Below are 17,272 nucleotides of genomic sequence, written 5' to 3'. Positions count from 1 at the left end.
AACAGCCTTTTTAATTAACGTTAAGTCTGTGAACTTATACGGTGCGGCGAGTCGCTAAACTGTTTAGGATATTTTTGGCATCGCCCCAACGCGTGGCTGAGCTGTTCGCCCCTAAAATTACGATAATCGCTGGACGATTATTCACACGTGTTTCCATAACGACACAACGACCGGCTTCATTGATAAAGCCTGTTTTTGAGATACCAATCGGATAATCGCCAGCACGAACCAGCATGCTAGTATTATTGGCTTTATAAGTACGGTTACCATTAGAGTAATTCGATACAAAGAAATCATAGCTTTTGGTCGTAGAGAAACGACGAATCACATCATAATTACCAGCTGCACGTACCATTTTGACCAGATCATTTGATGAGGCAACATTACGCTTATCAAGACCAGTCGGATCACCAAAGAAAGCCGTGGTCATCCCTAAATCTTGAGCTTTACGGTTCATTGCACGTATAAAGGCACTATAGCCACCTGGGTAATTACGCGCCAAACTTTTTGCCGCTGGATTTTCTGATTTCATCAATGCCATCAATAGCATTTCGGCACGGTTTAGACGATCACCTGATTTAAGATTCGAGCTCGCGCGTTTTGGACCTACGAAATCTTCAGGATCAAGCGTGATCTCTTCACGCATATCAAGACCAGCATCCAGCACCACCATGGCGGTCATCAATTTACTGATACTAGCCATAGGACGCGCAATGTCAGCATCTTTTTCATAAATAGACTCACCAGTCTCAGCATCGATTACAGCCACACTACGCGAATCAGTACTGATCGGAATCATGTCACTACTTCCGAATGCACCGCGGTACGTGGTGTTATAGCGGTTACTGTTGCTAGCAAAGTTATTGCTATTGGTGTTAGTGAGGTTGGTCGTGCCATAGCCATTATCGACTTTTTTAATGGCAGAACCGTTGGATTTATACATGATGTTGCGTGCTTCTGATAAGCTATCCGCCCCACCCCAACTCATGCGAGCACTAGAGCCAGTATCAGTGCTACCATTAATAGTAAGTGCGGCTTGTGCAACACTGCCCAAACTCAATGAAATCATAGCGGCGATTAGCTGCTGTTTGGTTAATGGTAGTTGCTTCATTATGCCTCCTGCTTCCGTTATCACGTCAGTGACATGCTTTCTGACGCCTAGAACGTACGTAGCGTTTATGGATGTGTTTGTAAGTACTCGTATAGAGTTTTGGTATTTTTAGTGTATCATGGTTTGAATTGAAGTCTAATCTTCAAAGCCAATTTAGTAATTTATTTTGAACTAATTCAAACTTTGCTACAACTAATTTATATTTTAGAAACATTGGTTCACATTTCAGCAATGTATGCTCATTTTAACCGCTATAATCATTCACGTTCTGTTATGTTAAAGAATGATATCTTTATAATTTATTAACATTACTTCACGTTTTCAAAAATTGAAACAATCATTTAGATGACATAAATTTATCTATCATTCAGTATGTGTAACAACTCTCACTCTGACAAATAATAAAAGGCACAGTTATGATTAAAGTATTGGTAGTAGATGATCATGATTTGGTACGAATGGGTATTAGCCGTATGTTGTCAGATAGTGCCGATATCGAGGTTGTGGGCGAAGCAGATAGTGGCGATATGGCCATCAAGCTTGCCAAGCAATTGCTTCCTGACGTGATTTTACTGGATGTCAATATGCCTAATATTGGTGGTCTTGAAGCAACCAAACGTTTAATTCAACTTGATTTAGGACTTAAAATATTGGCAGTGAGTAGTATGGCATCTCAGCCTTACCCTTCTATGCTCATTAAAGCCGGTGTCAATGGTTACATTACTAAAGGCACACCGCTAGATGAGATGATCAGAGCCGTCAAAAAAGTTTATAAAGGCGGACGCTACTTTAGTCAGGATGTCGCTGAACAATTAGCAGATGTTTTATTATCAGATAATGCAAACTCACCTTTTGATTTGCTCAGTGATCGTGAAAAGCAGGTCGCAATGATGGTGGTTAATTGTCAAAGCCCTCAGCAAATCGCCGATCAGCTGTTTGTCAGTGTAAAAACCATCAACACTTATCGTTATCGTATTTATGAAAAAGTTGGCGTTGATAGCGATGTTAAGTTGACGCATTTGGCCATTCGCCATGGTTTGATTCAACCGTAGCTTTCTCAATAATCCTCTTAGCAACTCTTCTATAACGGTTCAATTATGAAACCTGTTACTGACATCGTCTCGACTGTCATCCAGTACTTACATCGTGATGATACGCTGCCTCTTCCGCAATTACGTAAATTGGGACTGATCTATAGCAGTTATCGCTTTATTGTCAGCGTGTTTTTTATGTTGATGGTATACATCAATGCGCGCACTGATAATAGCTCATTGCTACCAAGCTTCTTGCAGCAAACGGTACTCAGTTTTTACGTGTTATTGAGCCTAATTTTGCTGGGTTTGTTTTACGTTGTGTCCAAAAAAATGCGGCGTCAGCTAGCCTTTGGTTTGGTGTTAGACGTCGTCATTTTAAGTTTACTTCTTTATACCGCTGGCGCACCTGATTTACAGTTGACCATGTTATACATGGTTGTTGTAGCAGCCAGCTTTATGCTACTGCATAGCTCACAAGCGTTAATCATCACATTACTGGCAATCATCTTTGTTATTTATCAACAGTTTTTTTATGCCATTGCCAATAGTATGAGTTTGGCCAATCTAAGCGACGCCCTACTCATGTCAGCCAGCTTTTTGGCAGTTGGTATTTTGAGTTGGTCTCTCTCACAGCGCTTAGTACAGCTTGAAAAAGTAGCAGCAAGTCATGCCAGAGAAGTTGAACGACTCAATGTCATCAATCAAGAAGTTATCACACAAATGGTAAACGGCGTCATTGTCATTGACAAACAACGTATTGTTTTAGCAAACCTTGCTGCACATCAATTGCTGAGTATGGCCCATGACCCAGCCGCCCAAGACCTCTCTACAGCTATCAATAATACACAAAATGATAAACGGCAGGCTCTACTCAATAACTTTCAGCAAAAGCTTAGTAAACAACATACACAGCTGCTCAAAGCGTGCTTGTCAGTAGCAAGCGGTCAATCACGCAGCTTTACCTATGACTTGCCTGCCATAGCAAATGCTTCTGTATTTGGGAAGCTACGTGTGCAAATCACGCCATTAAAAGACGACAGCAAACTCATTATTTTAGAAGATTTACGCCGAGAACACGCCAGCGCGCAACAGTTAAAACTGGCCTCTTTGGGGCAGCTAACTGCCAGTATTGCTCATGAAATCAGAAACCCGTTGGCTGCTATATCGCAAGCCAGTCAGTTGCTAATGGAAGATATGGCTGAACTCGATGCCAAAAATGCTGCAAGTGATAATCAAGAGAGCAGTTCCTCTTACCTTGACATGGCGGGCAATCATGAGCTTTATAAAATGATATTTTCGCAAACGAAACGTGTGAACCGTATTATCGAAGATGTCCTAAAACTGTCTCGTCAACAAAAGGCGAATCAGCAATCCATTGTATTGGCTGAGTGGCTTCCAGTATTTTTGGAAAACTACTTCAAAGGTCATGATGTTTTCTTACACGTAAAGACACAGCCTATTATCTCGTTCGATACCCATCAGTTAGAGCAAGTTTTAATCAATCTAATCAATAATGGTCTGCGTCACAGTAGCTATGCTCACCCCCATGCTTATGTAGAGATTGAGGTTTATTGTGTCGATAACGATGTTATAATTGATGCATTGGACGGTGGCACAGGCGTGAAAGCCGAAGAGTTGCAGCATCTGTTCAATCCATTTTTTACCACGGATCAAAAAGGCACTGGATTGGGGCTGTATTTATCACAAGCATTTTGTGAGGCCAACCAAGCCCGTCTGCTTTACGTTCCTGAGCACGAGAAAACCTGCTTCCGCTTAATAGCGCCTGCTGTCAACTCTGATACTTATGTATAAATGGTTAAAAGCAATGTCAATACAAGTGTTTTGTGAGTAAGAAATTCTCTTCCTATCAGATATTTTATCCGAATGGTATGTCGATTTTTAACATTTAATAGCTATTGAAGACAATGAGATGATGTATGACAACTACCGCACTAGTCGTTGATGATGAAGTGGATTTGTGCCGATTAATGCAGATAACGTTGACCAAAATGGGTATCAAAAGCGATGTGGCTTATACGTTGGCGCAAGCAAGAGCATATTGGCAAGAAAACAATTACGATTTTTGTTTGACTGATTTGAAGCTACCTGATGGATCGGGGCTAGAATTGGTAAAAGAAATCAGTAACAGCTCTAACAGTCCCATCGCTGTTATTACAGCGCATGGCAGTATGGATCTTGCCATAGAGGCATTGAAGCTTGGGGCATTTGATTTTGTTAATAAACCGCTTGAGTTACCGCGTCTACGTCAACTGGTAGAAAGCGCTTTAAAGGTTATCCATCAAGACAATGAGGCAAATGTCACACCAGAATCTTCACCTGAACAAAAACTGTTAGACGCTCGACTGATCGGTAATTCTGCCGTGATGACACCTTTGAAAAATACCATATTAAAGCTGGCACGCTCACAAGCCCCTGTATTCTTATCAGGCGAGTCAGGTACAGGTAAAGAAGTGGTTGCTCGACTGATTCATGATATCAGTCCGCGTAGGGATGGCAGTTTTGTGCCAGTGAATTGTGGTGCGATACCATCCGAGCTAATGGAGTCAGAATTTTTCGGTCACAAAAAAGGCAGTTTTACAGGTGCCGTGGCTGACAAACAAGGCCTATTTCAACAGGCAAATGGTGGCACGTTATTTTTAGATGAGGTCGCGGATTTGCCACTTGCAATGCAAGTCAAGTTGCTGCGTGCTATTCAAGAAAAAACTGTGAGAGCCATTGGTGACACAAAAGAGATACCCGTTGATATTCGCATACTCTCTGCCACTCACAAAAATTTAAGTCAACTTGTACAAGAGGGTGCGTTTAGACAGGATTTGTATTATCGCATCAACGTGATTGAATTAAAGTTGCCGACACTCAATACTCGCCGTGATGACATACCTGTTTTGGCTGAGCATTTCTTAGGAATGATTGCTCATGAATGGCAATTGGAAACACCGCCCTCGTTAACAATTGAGGCGCGCGCGCGATTGCAACAGCATAATTTTGCTGGAAACGTCCGTGAACTGCGTAATGTACTAGAGCGTGCAGTGACTCTAGCAGAAACATCCTTGATTGATATCAGTCATTTGGGACTTCCTGATCTAGAAGACGGTATGGGTTATCAACCAATCGCTTCTCAAGCTCGTCATAATCATTCTGATAGTGATACGCGCCTTGATCAAACAGACAGTGCACCTATTACCACTCAATCAATAGAAGATAACAAAGACACTATCCGATCCACAGATAAGACCATAAACCCTGAGCAACCGACGACTAATCTACACCCGTACCGTACTAATATGCAACATTATCCTTCAATGGTACAGCGTCAAGCTAGTCGCCAAACAGAAGCATTTAGCAATGCAAATCTCCGTCACGATGTAGAGACAATTACTCAAGCATCAAATCAACCGGATGTAGGTGAAAAGGCAAACTTGAGCGAACTGGCTGACGTGCAACTGCCCCTTCAAGGGTTAGAGCACTACCTACAAGAACAAGAAAAACAGCTGATTATTACCGCCTTAAAACAAGCTGGCTGGAATAAAACTCAGGCAGCCAAATTACTAGGAACGACTTTTCGATCTTTACGCTATCGCATGAAAAAACTGGACATCGCCGAAGATGAAGTTGATTAATAGTATTTTATGACAATAATTTAAGAACATCGCAGCCATAACGCTGCCATGTTCTACTTGGTTATATTCCCTTCTGCCACGTTGACTTCTGATGCAGGCTTTCGGACAAACCGGATGCCTGTCTCAAGCACACGCGCTTTTAGCAAATCCAGCGCTTGTTGCTCCCAAGTGTTTTCATTGCCTGATAAAGTCACATCTGGTTTGACACCAATCCCATCAATTTTACCACCTGCCGCGGTCATATAGTTGGCGACGGTGAGCTTGACAGCTTGCTCATCATTAAGCGGTACGACTGACTGTACGGAGCCTTTTCCATAGCTGACTTCCCCCACAATCGTGGCGCGCTTTTGTGCCTGTAAGCTGCTAGCCAGTACTTCTGCTGCAGATGCTGAATAGCGATTCTGCAACACAACCATTGGTAAGCGCTTGAGTATCGCATCACCCTTAGTGGACAATACACGGGAGCCATCTTGACGCGCTTGTACTTGTACCACGTCAGTATCTTCCATAAACAAACTGGCGACATTTATCGCGGAGGTCAACACGCCACCTGGATTGTCGCGCATATCGAGCAGAATACCAGTGACAGGAGAATCTAGGTTGATTAAACCTTCCAATAACTTCTCGCGACTGTTGTTCTGAAAGGCAGGTAATTTAATCATCGCAATACCATCGACAAGCTCTGTTTCAATGATTTGAGGGTGGCTATGGTTACGCTGCAATGTGGTCGTATGCTTGCGGCGACCAGCTTTTGAGGTGACAATATCAACTTGTGTACCAGCGATTCCAGTTAAAAGCTGCTCAATATCATTACTCTCTTTATCTTCATCCAGCTTGAACTCTCCGACTTGATGCAGATAATCACCAACAGCAATCCCCTTCTTATCAGCGGGTGAATCATCGACCACTTCTGTGATGACCCAGTACCCTACTTCTTGCTGGTAATCCACCTTAATGCCAATATCACCTACATCACCTTCTGTAAATGCTCGAAGATTTTCGTAAGCTTCAGCATCTAAAAACTCAGCATGACTGTCAAGCTTTGTAAGCATACCACTCATTGCGTTGTTGAATAGCTCTTCATCATTAACCGCATCAACATACTCACGGCGCACCAAATCCACGACAGCCACAAAGGTTTTGAGCGTCTCTGGAGAAATAGCATTTAAGGAGACTTTGGCAACCTCAGGTGGAATATTCGTATCAATGTCATTTGTGTCATCTATTAACGCCGTCTCATCTGGCACGCTGTCTATTGAATCGTCATAATCGTCTGCAGCATCTAACATATCAGCAATACTTGATAAATCATCCCCATTATCTTCGGCTGCTATCTCATCAGCGTTTAAACTGATGAGTTGTAAACTTGCCGTAGGGTTATCGCTAGGCTGATTAACAGGCACGGTTGCCGCTTGTGCGCATACAGTAGCCCCTAGTCCAAATACACCTACTGTTAATGCTCGCTTAACAGCAGTAGTCGCTATAGATACCTTTATCGCAGGTTTACTCAATCGCTTGGACCTAGATGCGCGAATAAAATAGATAGGATGCATAAGAGAACTCGTTTAGATAGTAAAATGTACAGAACAGTTATAAGGTAGAGAACTGCTATTGAGTAAAAACAGTGAGTATTTGCTTGTAAGATAGCATCAAGGGCAGCTCTAAACTAGAGTAGTATTGCAAGTGCTCACAATTCTAATAACCAGTGTCACCTATATTAACCTTGCCAAGCTTACTGGTTATTGTGACAGTGCTCACCTTCTTCATAATTTTTATCATCAAAAATATTAAAAATCGAGCCAGGTTTATGAAAAAAGGAAAGGATAATACATACCCTTTCCTTCTTTTACGCTGACTATAGTACTTAAAACTGACTTATGATATTGGCACTAACAGACTTTCACCGGTCATTTCAGCTGGCGTATCCATGTTCATTAATGCCAAAATAGTTGGTGCAATATCACTTAATTTACCACCGCTACGTACTTGTAATTTTTGTTCACCTACATAAATCAGTGGTACATGTTCAGTAGTATGCTGAGTATGCACTTGTCCACTTTCGTAATCTTGCATTTGCTCACAGTTGCCATGATCAGCAGTGATAAGCATGTCGCCATCAGCGGCTTGCACTGCTGCTGCCACGCGACCGACACAAACATCCAACGCTTCTACAGCCTGAACCGCTGCATCAAAAACCCCTGTATGTCCTACCATATCACCGTTGGCATAGTTCACAACCAGTACATCGTATTTGCCCGACTCAATAGCAGCGACCAATTTATCCGTCACTTCAGGTGCACTCATCTCAGGCTGTAGATCATATGTTGCCACATCTGGAGAAGGCACCAAAATGCGTGTCTCGCCTTCGTACTCTTCTTCTCGACCGCCACTAAAAAAGAAAGTTACGTGAGCGTACTTTTCAGTTTCAGCGATACGCAATTGAGTTTTACCCTGATCTTGTAGATATTCGCCAAGTGTATTGTTCAAAGACGTTGGATAATAAGCAATGCTCGTTTTTGAATTGTCAGCCAACACATCAGAGTATTTAGTCAACATCACAAACGCTGCAAGCTTGGGCTGCTTTTGACGGGCAAAACCAGAAAATTCATGATCTGGTAATACAAAGGCTTGCGCAAGCTCACGTGCACGATCAGCACGGAAATTCATAAAGATAAGTGCGTCGTTGTCATCGATGGTATAAGGCACCTCATCGCGCCCTATTACCGTGGTCGGACTGATAAACTCGTCCGTTTCACGGGCTTTATAGGCAGCTTGTACCGCACCATCCGCTCTAGTTGCTAGACGATCTGCCTTGCCTTCTGTGAGCAGCTCATACGCTTTTTGTACTCGATCCCAGCGATTGTCACGATCCATCGCGTAATAGCGTCCAATAATAGTCGCAATTTGCACTCGTCCGCCTTCGTAATGTGCATTTAGTTTATCAATATGCGCACGTAAACGATCAACATATTTATCAGCAGATTTTGGTGGCGTATCGCGTCCATCTAAGAAGCAATGAACAAAAACGTTTTTGGCGCCATGTACTAAGGCTGAATGACACATGGCCTCAATGTGATCTTGATGTGAATGCACGCCACCATCCGATAATAATCCCATAATATGTACATTACCGCCAAGCTCATTGGCTGCCTTTACCGCATTCACCAGCGCTTCATTTTTGTAAAAGTCACGATTGGCAACCTCGCTTGATATGCGAGTAGAGTCTTGATAAAGGACACGACCAGCGCCCAGATTCATATGTCCCACTTCTGAATTACCAAACTGACCATCTGGCAATCCCACGTCTTCACCTGACGCGGATATTAACCCATGTGGATATTTTTGATAAATTTTATCCAAATTGGGCATACTGGCAGCGGCAATCGCATTATCTTTATCATCTTCACGATGTCCAAAACCATCTAGTATCATTAAAACGCGCGGCACTTTTTTGTGTGGCTCGCCATCTTGCCCATTAACAAGCTTGGTTTGATTGTCGTCGATAAATTCTGATTGTTGCTGATTGTTGGTCATGGACTACCGCTCCTCAAGTGAATGAACGCTTACAATACTGTATTGGGAATTGAAAAGTGCTGTATTGGAAATTTGAAAGTTCATATCTTAACACACATCTCAAAATAGCTGAAAAATCAACCCCTATGTTCACTCAATAGGCAGTCCTATTTCTTGTATTCTTATTGGCTGCAAAATGTAGTAAAACTTACGGTTAACCCTACTCTCTACTGAAGCCACGTATCAATCTGTAAATCAAGCTTGCAATCATTCAGGCCATTGGTTAAGATAATTATATTCTGAAGTGTTGGCTAGTAGATGTTTATTCCCTGAGCCGATAATGCTTTACCAGGATGTGGTACCTATCGCCTCATTGTGTATGCCTGCACTGCTTGCAGTGTATCAGGAAACCTGCCGAGGTGATGACGCATCCGCCCTGAACTTCACGGTTCATGGGTCACCATCTTACGGCGGCACTTCGGTTGTTCTATTCGGTTCGTCATTGATTTGTTTATAAATGCATATTTGTAGAAAATCAATAGCAACCAATCAAAAACCCCTTTCGCTATAAACGAAAGGGGTTTTTTTATGCCAATTTTTTATTTAAAACTTATCAGACCGCTACTATACTATTCATCATTGGCAGACTTTGTGATTTTTTTCACATCTTTGGGTATATTTTTCGCTGTACCGTCGACGGTTGTATTTTGTTTAAACACATCACCAAATGGATTCTGCTGCTGACCAAATGGACTTTGTTTGTTCATACCACTTGCACCGCCAAATGGATTTTGGCCACCCATATTACCGAATGGATTTTGACCACCGCCCATCTGCTTGGCCATCATATCCATCATTTTTTGCTGATTGTTCATCACATAGTTATTGGCCACTTCTTTTAGTTTCTTTTGTACTGGTGGTAAGACCACCAATAAGGCAATAAGGTCACTAAGCACACCTGGAATCAGTAACAAAATACCTGCCGCAGCCATGGCCACACTCTTCATCATGGTAGATTCTTGTGGACGCATTGCAGGATTCATCATGCCGCCAGCTTTCATTTGCTGCGCCATTGGATTAAGGGATGCCATGCCTTTACGAATGAGTGAAATACCGATGACTGCAGCGATAATAAACCATATGAAAACCCACCAGCCACTTATAAATTGTGCAAGTAAATACCACAATAGCATTTCGATAATAAACCAAACGATGGCAATACCAACTATCTGACCCATAAAGTGTCGTCCTATAAAATAAAAACCAATAAATTAAGTGCCATACAAATTAAAATGGCTAACATATGATGTATATGGGGATTGATTGCTATACTATCAAACTTACGGCTTATTTTTAAGCCATAAAACAAAATGTAAGTAAGACGGAAGACTATGGCAATTATTATCGGTATTGATCCCGGTTCACGTATGACAGGTTATGGCATCGTTCAGCAAACTGGCGATAAACTGACGTATATTGATGCAGGTACGATTCGCACAGACACTAAAGAGATGCCCGAGCGCCTTAAGCGCATTTTTAATGGTTTAACGCGTATTACTCAGCATCATCTAAAATATGCGGATGAGCCAATTTATACGGCTATTGAGCAAGTATTTATGGCAGAGAACCCTGACTCTGCGCTTAAGCTTGGTCAGGCACGAGGTGCTGCCATTGCAGCCATGGTAGCCCTAGATTTAGAAGTTTCAGAGTATACGGCACGCCAAATTAAGCAAGCAGTGTGTGGTTATGGCGCGGCCGCCAAAGAGCAGGTACAAGAGATGGTTTGTCGAATACTGTCTTTAGACTTAGTGCCACAAGCGGATGCCGCAGATGGACTTGCCTGCGCAATCTGTCATGCGCATTCCAGTCATTCGATGAATAAGTTGATACTTAATAGTGCGATGCGTGGACGCGGGGCTTCTAAGAAAAAAGGACGCTGGCGTTTGACTGAAGAAGATCTCGGCAATCTGCGATAAAAGCCTGTCGCCATAAAAAAACGCGCTACTAGGCGCGTTTTTTAATTCTAAATATGATAAGTGTAGTAGAGAATAGACTGGCCAAATATTTTTACTCAGCGACTGCACTTTCAATCACAGCGTCCAATACATAAGCATACGCCTCACTTGGTGCCTCTAGACGGTTATCATTTGCCGCAGTATTTGTGTCCGCATCTAAAGCATAGCGCTGTATGCGTAGCACTTCGTCATGCTTACCATCTGGCTGATAACCATCAATAACGCCAGCAAATGGCGCCCACTGCCCTTCACTACTCTTAATTCCCTGATTATCATAGGTAATGGGTTTGACTTGCAAACACATCCCAGAAGTACTGTCATTACAAGACGTTTTCTTGGCATTCACGGCCCAAAATACTGTCTCACCTTTACTATTATATTTGGCTTGATCCGTAAGTTGACCTTCCCAAACCAACGTGGTTTCTTCATTCGTGAGCTGAGTCAATATTGCCTGTTCTTCTTGAGAAGCATCATTTTTTATTACTACTATTTGACTATCGCCTTCCATCAGATCAATCAAGCTATTTTCAGCGGCATTCAGATCAGCACATAGCATTTTAGTACTCATACTGTCATCAACGCTTAAAACCGACCCTTGTAATTGATAATTGGCACTGATCGTATTACAACCGACGCTATAGTTTAAGGTGTTCTGACCTTGGTACTGATTGAAAGACAGTCTTACTTCATCTTTAACCGCTGCCAGCTCATTCAGTGGCTGGGACTCATTGCCCATCACAGATATAAGCGTCCATCGATGATCTGATAGAGTAGAGATCATTGCTTGTTCAGCACTTTTATTGTCTGTTATAGGCTCATCAGTCGTTTCATCTGCATCAGACGCCATGATCTCTTTATCGACCGCTTTAGCATGTTCTGTCTTTTCTTTTTCATTAGTCGACGTAGAATTTTGACAAGCGCCTAACGCCAAACTTGCTACCAACATACTTGGTAATATTCCCAATTTAAAAGACAGTGTCCTAAAAGATAATCTCATAACAGTCATGCCTTACGATGGCTCTTTTTACAATTTAAACGCTTTATAGTTCAAGAAAGTGTTATATACACCTTTTCGGGGCGAAACAATCTACTCACTATATCGTTAGTGATTTTTGTCATTGTAACAAAATGTTTGATTTTATAAACATATGGTAATGATTCTCTTTACTTTAATTGGCACCACTATCTGTGCAGTCAACTTGAGTAAATCAAGAGTCATTACCATTATATGAAGATGTGACTTATAAATAATTCCAAATAAGTAAATATTTTGTCTTATTTATTTTCATCTGTGGATTTTGCTTTTGACATGTTTGCAATGCTAAAACGGTCGTTCATTTTCTGATAAAAACGCGCAAGATTTTCACCTTGAGCATTAGGATCCACTTTGAGTAGTTTGCCAAAATCCAACCCAAGGTATAAAACGATATCAGCAAAACTTAGTTGCTCCCCTACTAAGTACTCACGACCTTCTAAAACGGTTTCAAAATAAGCCAACGCTTTGTTTGAACGTGCAATAGAGGGCGCAACAAACTCTGGCACTTGTTCAACGCGCTGCGCTTTTGAAGGATGACTGTGTTGAAACGCGAGCATATAGTTATACAAAACTTCAAATTCAGCAATGCGGCGCATTGAACATACTTGTGCGCGTTGTACCACATCATTGCCCATCACAGAACGCTCACCATAGACGCGGTCAAGGTACTCGCAAACTGCTTGCGAATCATTGAGTATTGTATTGTCGTCTAACTTCAATACTGGCACCGTCTGCATAGGATTTATTTTAGTAAATGCCTCTGACATTTGATCATTATTGGCAAAATCAATGTCTACCACATCGATGTCATCCATATCATCAACATCAATTCCTTTTGATGCCAACAAGATAAGGGCTTTACGTGGATTGGGCGCTGTACGAGTGATGTATAATTTTTTCATGAAAAACTCCTTGTAAAATGGAATAAAAAAGCAACTTAGAACGATTAAATTTTATAGTTTATGTAGAGAATGGATAACTCCTGATGAGAACCCTAATATTATAAGTATCACATTTACCGCTCAATGCATTCATAGACAAGCTGATAAACGATCAAGTGAGTAAGAGCTACTGTTTAAATAAAATCCACTGCTCTCGTCATCATAGCAAAACCTTACTACCACTTGTTATATGAATAGTAAAAAGCCCCATAACATTACGTTATAGGGCTCTATATCTTCAGTAAATATCCATACATACTTGAATTATTTATTAGGCGCAGGCGTTGTACGTAGATAAGGCTTAATCTCTTTATGGCCTTTCGGATACTTGGCTGCGATGTCTTCGTTTTTTACGCTTGGTGGAATGATCACGTCGTCACCATCTTTCCAATCTACTGGCGTTGCGATATTGTACTCATCAGACAATTGTAGCGCATCAATAACGCGAATGATTTCATCAAAGTTACGACCACAGCTGGCAGGATACGTTAGGGTCAAACGAACCTTTTTGTTTGGATCAATAATAAAGACACTACGCACTGTATGTGTGCTATCCGCATTTGGGTGCATCATATCGTACAATTCAGCCACTTCTTTGTTAGGATCAGCGATAATTGGGAAGTTCATCTCAGTACCTTGAGTCTCACCGATGTCACTTGCCCATGCCTTATGATCTTCTAGGCTATCGACAGAGATACAAATCGGCTTAACATTGCGCTTTTGGAACTCGCCATTTAATGCAGCTGCACGACCAAGCTCAGTGGTACATACTGGGGTAAAATCTGCTGGATGTGAGAAGAATACCACCCAGTTGTCACCTGCCCACTCGTGGAAATTGATATTACCTTCTGTAGTCGCAGCATCAAAATTTGGTGCGGTATCGCCTAAACGTAAATGTGCCATGCTTTATTCCTTAGCTATGTTGATGAACGCTTCTATCGACACTTGGGCCTCGCGCTCTATTATTATCATCGATGTGCTCAGCTATAAAAAGTGCAGAGCACATCCGTAAAAACTGACTTTATCTTAACAAACTGGTTATGAATGTCTTGTGACGGATTGTAATGCCGTTATTCCCGTTATACCTAAGCAATAACATTGTTAAAAGTTCAATTCCAATCTGTACAAACCTTAAACCAACATACCCGAATCCCATAAACAAAACTCACCAAACTTACCCTTTTTGCTCGTCCCACCAGCGGCATGTCCAGCATTCGCCATGCTTATTTCCTCAAAGATTACTATCAATAACTTTATAATTGTCCACAAAAAAGCCCATTCCTAGCGTACTAGAAACGGGCTGGTTTGCAAACTACTATTGTTTAGTGTTTTCTTAAAATATACTCTAAGCCATCTGCTACATTAAGCAGGCTTATAAGTGTCACGTAAGCTTACGATTTGATTAAATACGGGCTTATCACTGGTATGATCCTCGCTATCAGCGATAAAGTAGCCTTCACGCTCAAACTGGAAACGCGTGCCAGCTTCAGCATTGGCCAGTGATGGCTCAACCACAGCTTGTAGCTCAGTCAATGAGTTCGGATTGAGCGCTTGATGTAAATCGCTCACACTGCCTGGGTCTTCCACACTAAATAGTTGCTCGTACATACGTACGGTTGCAGGCACACCTTGGCTCGCTGATACCCAATGAATGACGCCTTTGACTTTACGACCTTCAGGATTGTTACCCAACGTCGCAGGATCAATCGTTGCTTTTAACTCAACGATATTGCCATTGTCATCTGTAATATGTTCGGTCACTGCCAATACATAGGTATTACGCAAACGAATTTCTGGTTTCTCTGGTGATAAACGCTTATAACCTGCTGGCGGTTCAATCTCGTAATCGCCTTGATCAATATATAGCGTTTCGGTGAAAGGAATTTCACGTTCGCCCATATCAACGTTAGGATGGTTTGGCTGAGTCAACCAAAGGGTTTGCGCAGCATCATCGAAGCGTGCATTGACGCTTTCAGCCTTTTGTGACTCCCACTCGCTGACTGCTTCTGCAAAGTTAGTAATCGTCACTTTTAATGGTTTTAATACCGCCATGCCACGTGCTGTCGTGGTTTCTAGCGACTGACGAACGCTAAATTCTAACGAGCGAAAATCGACGACGCTATCAGATTTGGTCACACCGACGCGATCACAAAAATCTCGTAGGCCTTCTGCCGTATAGCCTCGGCGGCGCATACCAGCGATGGTCGGCATACGTGGATCATCCCAGCCGCTGACGATGCCTTCGTCGACCAGTTGTTTTAATTTGCGCTTACTGGTCATCGTATGATCGACATTTAAGCGGCTAAACTCATACTGATGCGGCGCCACGTCAAAGCCAATTTTTGCAATCACCCAATCATAAAAAGGACGATGATCTTCGAACTCTAGTGTACACAATGAATGAGTGATGCCTTCGATGGCATCAGACAGCGGGTGAGCAAAATCATACATGGGGTAGATGCACCACTTATCACCCGTTTGATGATGCGATTGATGCATGACACGGTAGATAACAGGGTCACGCAAGTTCATGTTTGGGCTTGCCATATCAATTTTGGCACGCAAAACTGCTTGGCCTTCCGCGTACTTGCCTTCTTTCATGTCGTTAAAGAGTGTTAAATTGTCTGCAACACTAGCATCACGTTGGGGCGAAGGCGTTCCGGCTTCACTAAACGAGCCACGGCTCTCTTTAATCTGCTCAGGTGATTGCAAGTCTACATACGCATCGCCTTGCTCAATCAGCTGCACAGCCCATGCATATAATTGATCAAAATAGCTTGACGCATGATACGCTTCTCCCACCCAGTCAAAACCCAACCACTTAACATCACTTTCAATGTTATCAATATAATCTTGCTTTTCTGCGGTTGGATTGGTGTCATCAAAACGCAAATTACATACACCGCCAAACTCTTCTGCCACGCCGAAGTTCAGACAGATAGATTTTACATGACCAAGATGCAAGTAGCCATTTGGCTCAGGCGGAAAGCGGGTCACGATTTGCTGGTATTTTTGCGCATTGACATCGTCACGAATGATATTACGAATAAAGTCGTTTTTTTGTTCATCTTTTTGTACGGGGTTACTTGAGTGCTCACTCATGGGGTATTGCTCCTAACGCAAATTGTCAATTCATGACACGTGCCATCACGCATCATGGAAAAGTCGAATCAAACTTTTGGCTAAAAAATAAAATGGTAATGAAAATTTGAGCCATAAAAACAGTGGGTTATAAAACCACACTATTTGCTCGCATGATTAAAAATGGTCGGAAATGTATAAAGTTGCGTTATTCTATCAGCTTTTGCAAAGGCATTAACAGCCTGATACATGACACAGGATAAAAAAGCCGTTAGACTACCCATGACTTTTTATCAACCAATTTTTTAACCACCACTCGACAGTGCCATTTAAGGTACTGCAATTAAAAAAGGAATATCTCATGGTAGACATGCCACCAGTAGTAGAACTTGACACCAATATGGGTGCAATCGTTATCGAACTCAATGAAGAAAAAGCGCCAAAGACGGTAGAAAACTTTTTAAACTATGTAAAATCAGGTCAATATGACGGTACGATTTTCCATCGCATCATTGATGGTTTCATGATTCAAGGCGGCGGAATGGACGCTGAAATGAATGAAAAGCCAACCAATGCGCCTATCGAGAACGAAGCGGACAATGGCCTAAAGAACGATAAAGGCACTATCGCAATGGCACGTACGCAAGATCCGCATTCAGCCACTAGCCAGTTCTTTATCAACGTAAAAGACAATGACTTCCTAAACCATTCTGGCAAAAATATGCAAGGTTGGGGCTATACTGTATTTGGTAAAGTCACAAGCGGCATGGATGTGATTGAAAAGATGAGAAGCGTACCAACGGGTCGTTTTGGCATGCATGCTGATGTGCCAAAAGAGCCAGTCGTTATTAACTCAGCGACTATCGTTACTCAGTAATAGTTATTTAGTAGCAGCGGCTT

General features: G+C 42.1%; 13 protein-coding genes and 1 other RNA gene. 6 read left to right on the top strand and 8 right to left on the bottom strand.

Features of this window, described 5'->3' with window-relative positions:
• Positions 1–34 precede the first annotated feature (34 nt).
• Entirely contained in the window at positions 35–1,111 is a 1,077-nt protein-coding gene (locus tag CIK80_RS12100; protein ID WP_095570194.1) for a serine hydrolase, read from the bottom strand.
• 416 nt (positions 1,112–1,527) lie between these two features.
• Between CIK80_RS12100 and CIK80_RS12095 the strand changes: the two genes are divergently transcribed.
• The 3 genes from CIK80_RS12095 (at position 1,528) to CIK80_RS12085 (ending at position 5,786) form a co-directional block, all read left to right on the top strand.
• A complete protein-coding gene (locus CIK80_RS12095) occupies positions 1,528–2,163 on the top strand; it encodes a response regulator (RefSeq protein ID WP_062845054.1) in 636 nt (211 codons plus the stop codon).
• Positions 2,164–2,208: 45 nt separating this feature from the next.
• Positions 2,209–3,957 carry an ATP-binding protein gene (locus tag CIK80_RS12090; protein WP_095570193.1) on the top strand — a complete coding sequence of 583 codons (1,749 nt, stop codon included), beginning with the start codon at positions 2,209–2,211 and terminating at the stop codon, positions 3,955–3,957.
• Positions 3,958–4,082: 125 nt separating this feature from the next.
• Entirely contained in the window at positions 4,083–5,786 is a 1,704-nt protein-coding gene (locus CIK80_RS12085; RefSeq protein WP_095570192.1) for a sigma-54 dependent transcriptional regulator, read from the top strand.
• 53 nt (positions 5,787–5,839) lie between these two features.
• Here the strand turns inward: CIK80_RS12085 and CIK80_RS12080 are convergent, their stop codons facing one another.
• Together CIK80_RS12080 and gpmI are read right to left on the bottom strand one after the other, a co-directional pair.
• A complete protein-coding gene (locus CIK80_RS12080; protein WP_257011764.1) occupies positions 5,840–7,297 on the bottom strand; it encodes a S41 family peptidase in 1,458 nt (485 codons plus the stop codon).
• Between the two features lie 364 nt (positions 7,298–7,661).
• Positions 7,662–9,320 (bottom strand): 2,3-bisphosphoglycerate-independent phosphoglycerate mutase, encoded by a 1,659-nt coding sequence (gene gpmI, locus CIK80_RS12075; RefSeq protein WP_062845057.1) that lies wholly within the window; start codon positions 9,318–9,320, stop codon positions 7,662–7,664.
• Positions 9,321–9,592: 272 nt separating this feature from the next.
• Between gpmI and ssrS the strand changes: the two genes are divergently transcribed.
• A non-coding RNA gene (ssrS, locus tag CIK80_RS12070) (6S RNA) lies at positions 9,593–9,788 on the top strand.
• Between the two features lie 140 nt (positions 9,789–9,928).
• On the opposite strand, the gene CIK80_RS12065 is transcribed toward ssrS, so the two are convergent.
• Positions 9,929–10,537: an FxsA family protein gene (locus CIK80_RS12065; protein ID WP_095570190.1), complete on the bottom strand. Its 609-nt coding sequence runs from the start codon at positions 10,535–10,537 to the stop codon at positions 9,929–9,931.
• Between the two features lie 153 nt (positions 10,538–10,690).
• Here CIK80_RS12065 and ruvC point away from each other — a divergent pair, with 153 nt between their 5' ends.
• Positions 10,691–11,275 (top strand): crossover junction endodeoxyribonuclease RuvC, encoded by a 585-nt coding sequence (ruvC, locus tag CIK80_RS12060; protein WP_095570189.1) that lies wholly within the window; start codon positions 10,691–10,693, stop codon positions 11,273–11,275.
• A 91-nt stretch (positions 11,276–11,366) separates the two neighbouring features.
• Here the strand turns inward: ruvC and CIK80_RS12055 are convergent, their stop codons facing one another.
• The 4 genes from CIK80_RS12055 to CIK80_RS12035 form a co-directional block, all read right to left on the bottom strand.
• Positions 11,367–12,311 carry an META domain-containing protein gene (locus CIK80_RS12055; RefSeq protein ID WP_095570188.1) on the bottom strand — a complete coding sequence of 315 codons (945 nt, stop codon included), beginning with the start codon at positions 12,309–12,311 and terminating at the stop codon, positions 11,367–11,369.
• Between the two features lie 278 nt (positions 12,312–12,589).
• Positions 12,590–13,252, bottom strand: coding sequence for a glutathione S-transferase family protein (locus CIK80_RS12050; RefSeq protein WP_095570187.1), 663 nt, complete (start codon positions 13,250–13,252; stop codon positions 12,590–12,592).
• Positions 13,253–13,555: 303 nt separating this feature from the next.
• Complete coding sequence (locus tag CIK80_RS12045; RefSeq protein WP_062845062.1) at positions 13,556–14,194, bottom strand: peroxiredoxin; 639 nt, start codon at positions 14,192–14,194, stop codon at positions 13,556–13,558.
• A 459-nt stretch (positions 14,195–14,653) separates the two neighbouring features.
• Positions 14,654–16,393: a glutamine--tRNA ligase/YqeY domain fusion protein gene (locus tag CIK80_RS12035; protein WP_095570186.1), complete on the bottom strand. Its 1,740-nt coding sequence runs from the start codon at positions 16,391–16,393 to the stop codon at positions 14,654–14,656.
• A 340-nt stretch (positions 16,394–16,733) separates the two neighbouring features.
• Between CIK80_RS12035 and CIK80_RS12030 the strand changes: the two genes are divergently transcribed.
• Positions 16,734–17,249 carry a peptidylprolyl isomerase gene (locus CIK80_RS12030; RefSeq protein WP_062845065.1) on the top strand — a complete coding sequence of 172 codons (516 nt, stop codon included), beginning with the start codon at positions 16,734–16,736 and terminating at the stop codon, positions 17,247–17,249.
• Positions 17,250–17,272 lie beyond the last annotated feature (23 nt).

Source organism: Psychrobacter sp. JB193, from assembly GCF_002285555.1.
Classification (GTDB): domain Bacteria; phylum Pseudomonadota; class Gammaproteobacteria; order Pseudomonadales; family Moraxellaceae; genus Psychrobacter; species Psychrobacter alimentarius.
The sequence above is the reverse complement of the archived record's forward strand: the minus strand, read 5'-3'. Positions and strand labels throughout refer to the sequence as shown.

Bases quoted from the DNA above. Each gene is read 5' to 3' on its own strand.
- CIK80_RS12035 (WP_095570186.1), bottom strand. From the start codon at position 16,393: ATGAGTGAGCACTCAAGTAACCCCGTACAAAAAGATGAACAAAAAAAC.
- ruvC (WP_095570189.1), top strand. From the start codon at position 10,691: ATGGCAATTATTATCGGTATTGATCCCGGTTCACGTATGACAGGTTAT.
- CIK80_RS12085 (WP_095570192.1), top strand. From the start codon at position 4,083: ATGACAACTACCGCACTAGTCGTTGATGATGAAGTGGATTTGTGCCGA.
- CIK80_RS12050 (WP_095570187.1), bottom strand. From the start codon at position 13,252: ATGAAAAAATTATACATCACTCGTACAGCGCCCAATCCACGTAAAGCC.
- CIK80_RS12055 (WP_095570188.1), bottom strand. From the start codon at position 12,311: ATGAGATTATCTTTTAGGACACTGTCTTTTAAATTGGGAATATTACCA.
- CIK80_RS12090 (WP_095570193.1), top strand. From the start codon at position 2,209: ATGAAACCTGTTACTGACATCGTCTCGACTGTCATCCAGTACTTACAT.
- gpmI (WP_062845057.1), bottom strand. From the start codon at position 9,320: ATGACCAACAATCAGCAACAATCAGAATTTATCGACGACAATCAAACC.
- CIK80_RS12095 (WP_062845054.1), top strand. From the start codon at position 1,528: ATGATTAAAGTATTGGTAGTAGATGATCATGATTTGGTACGAATGGGT.
- CIK80_RS12030 (WP_062845065.1), top strand. From the start codon at position 16,734: ATGGTAGACATGCCACCAGTAGTAGAACTTGACACCAATATGGGTGCA.
- CIK80_RS12045 (WP_062845062.1), bottom strand. From the start codon at position 14,194: ATGGCACATTTACGTTTAGGCGATACCGCACCAAATTTTGATGCTGCG.
- CIK80_RS12065 (WP_095570190.1), bottom strand. From the start codon at position 10,537: ATGGGTCAGATAGTTGGTATTGCCATCGTTTGGTTTATTATCGAAATG.
- CIK80_RS12100 (WP_095570194.1), bottom strand. From the start codon at position 1,111: ATGAAGCAACTACCATTAACCAAACAGCAGCTAATCGCCGCTATGATT.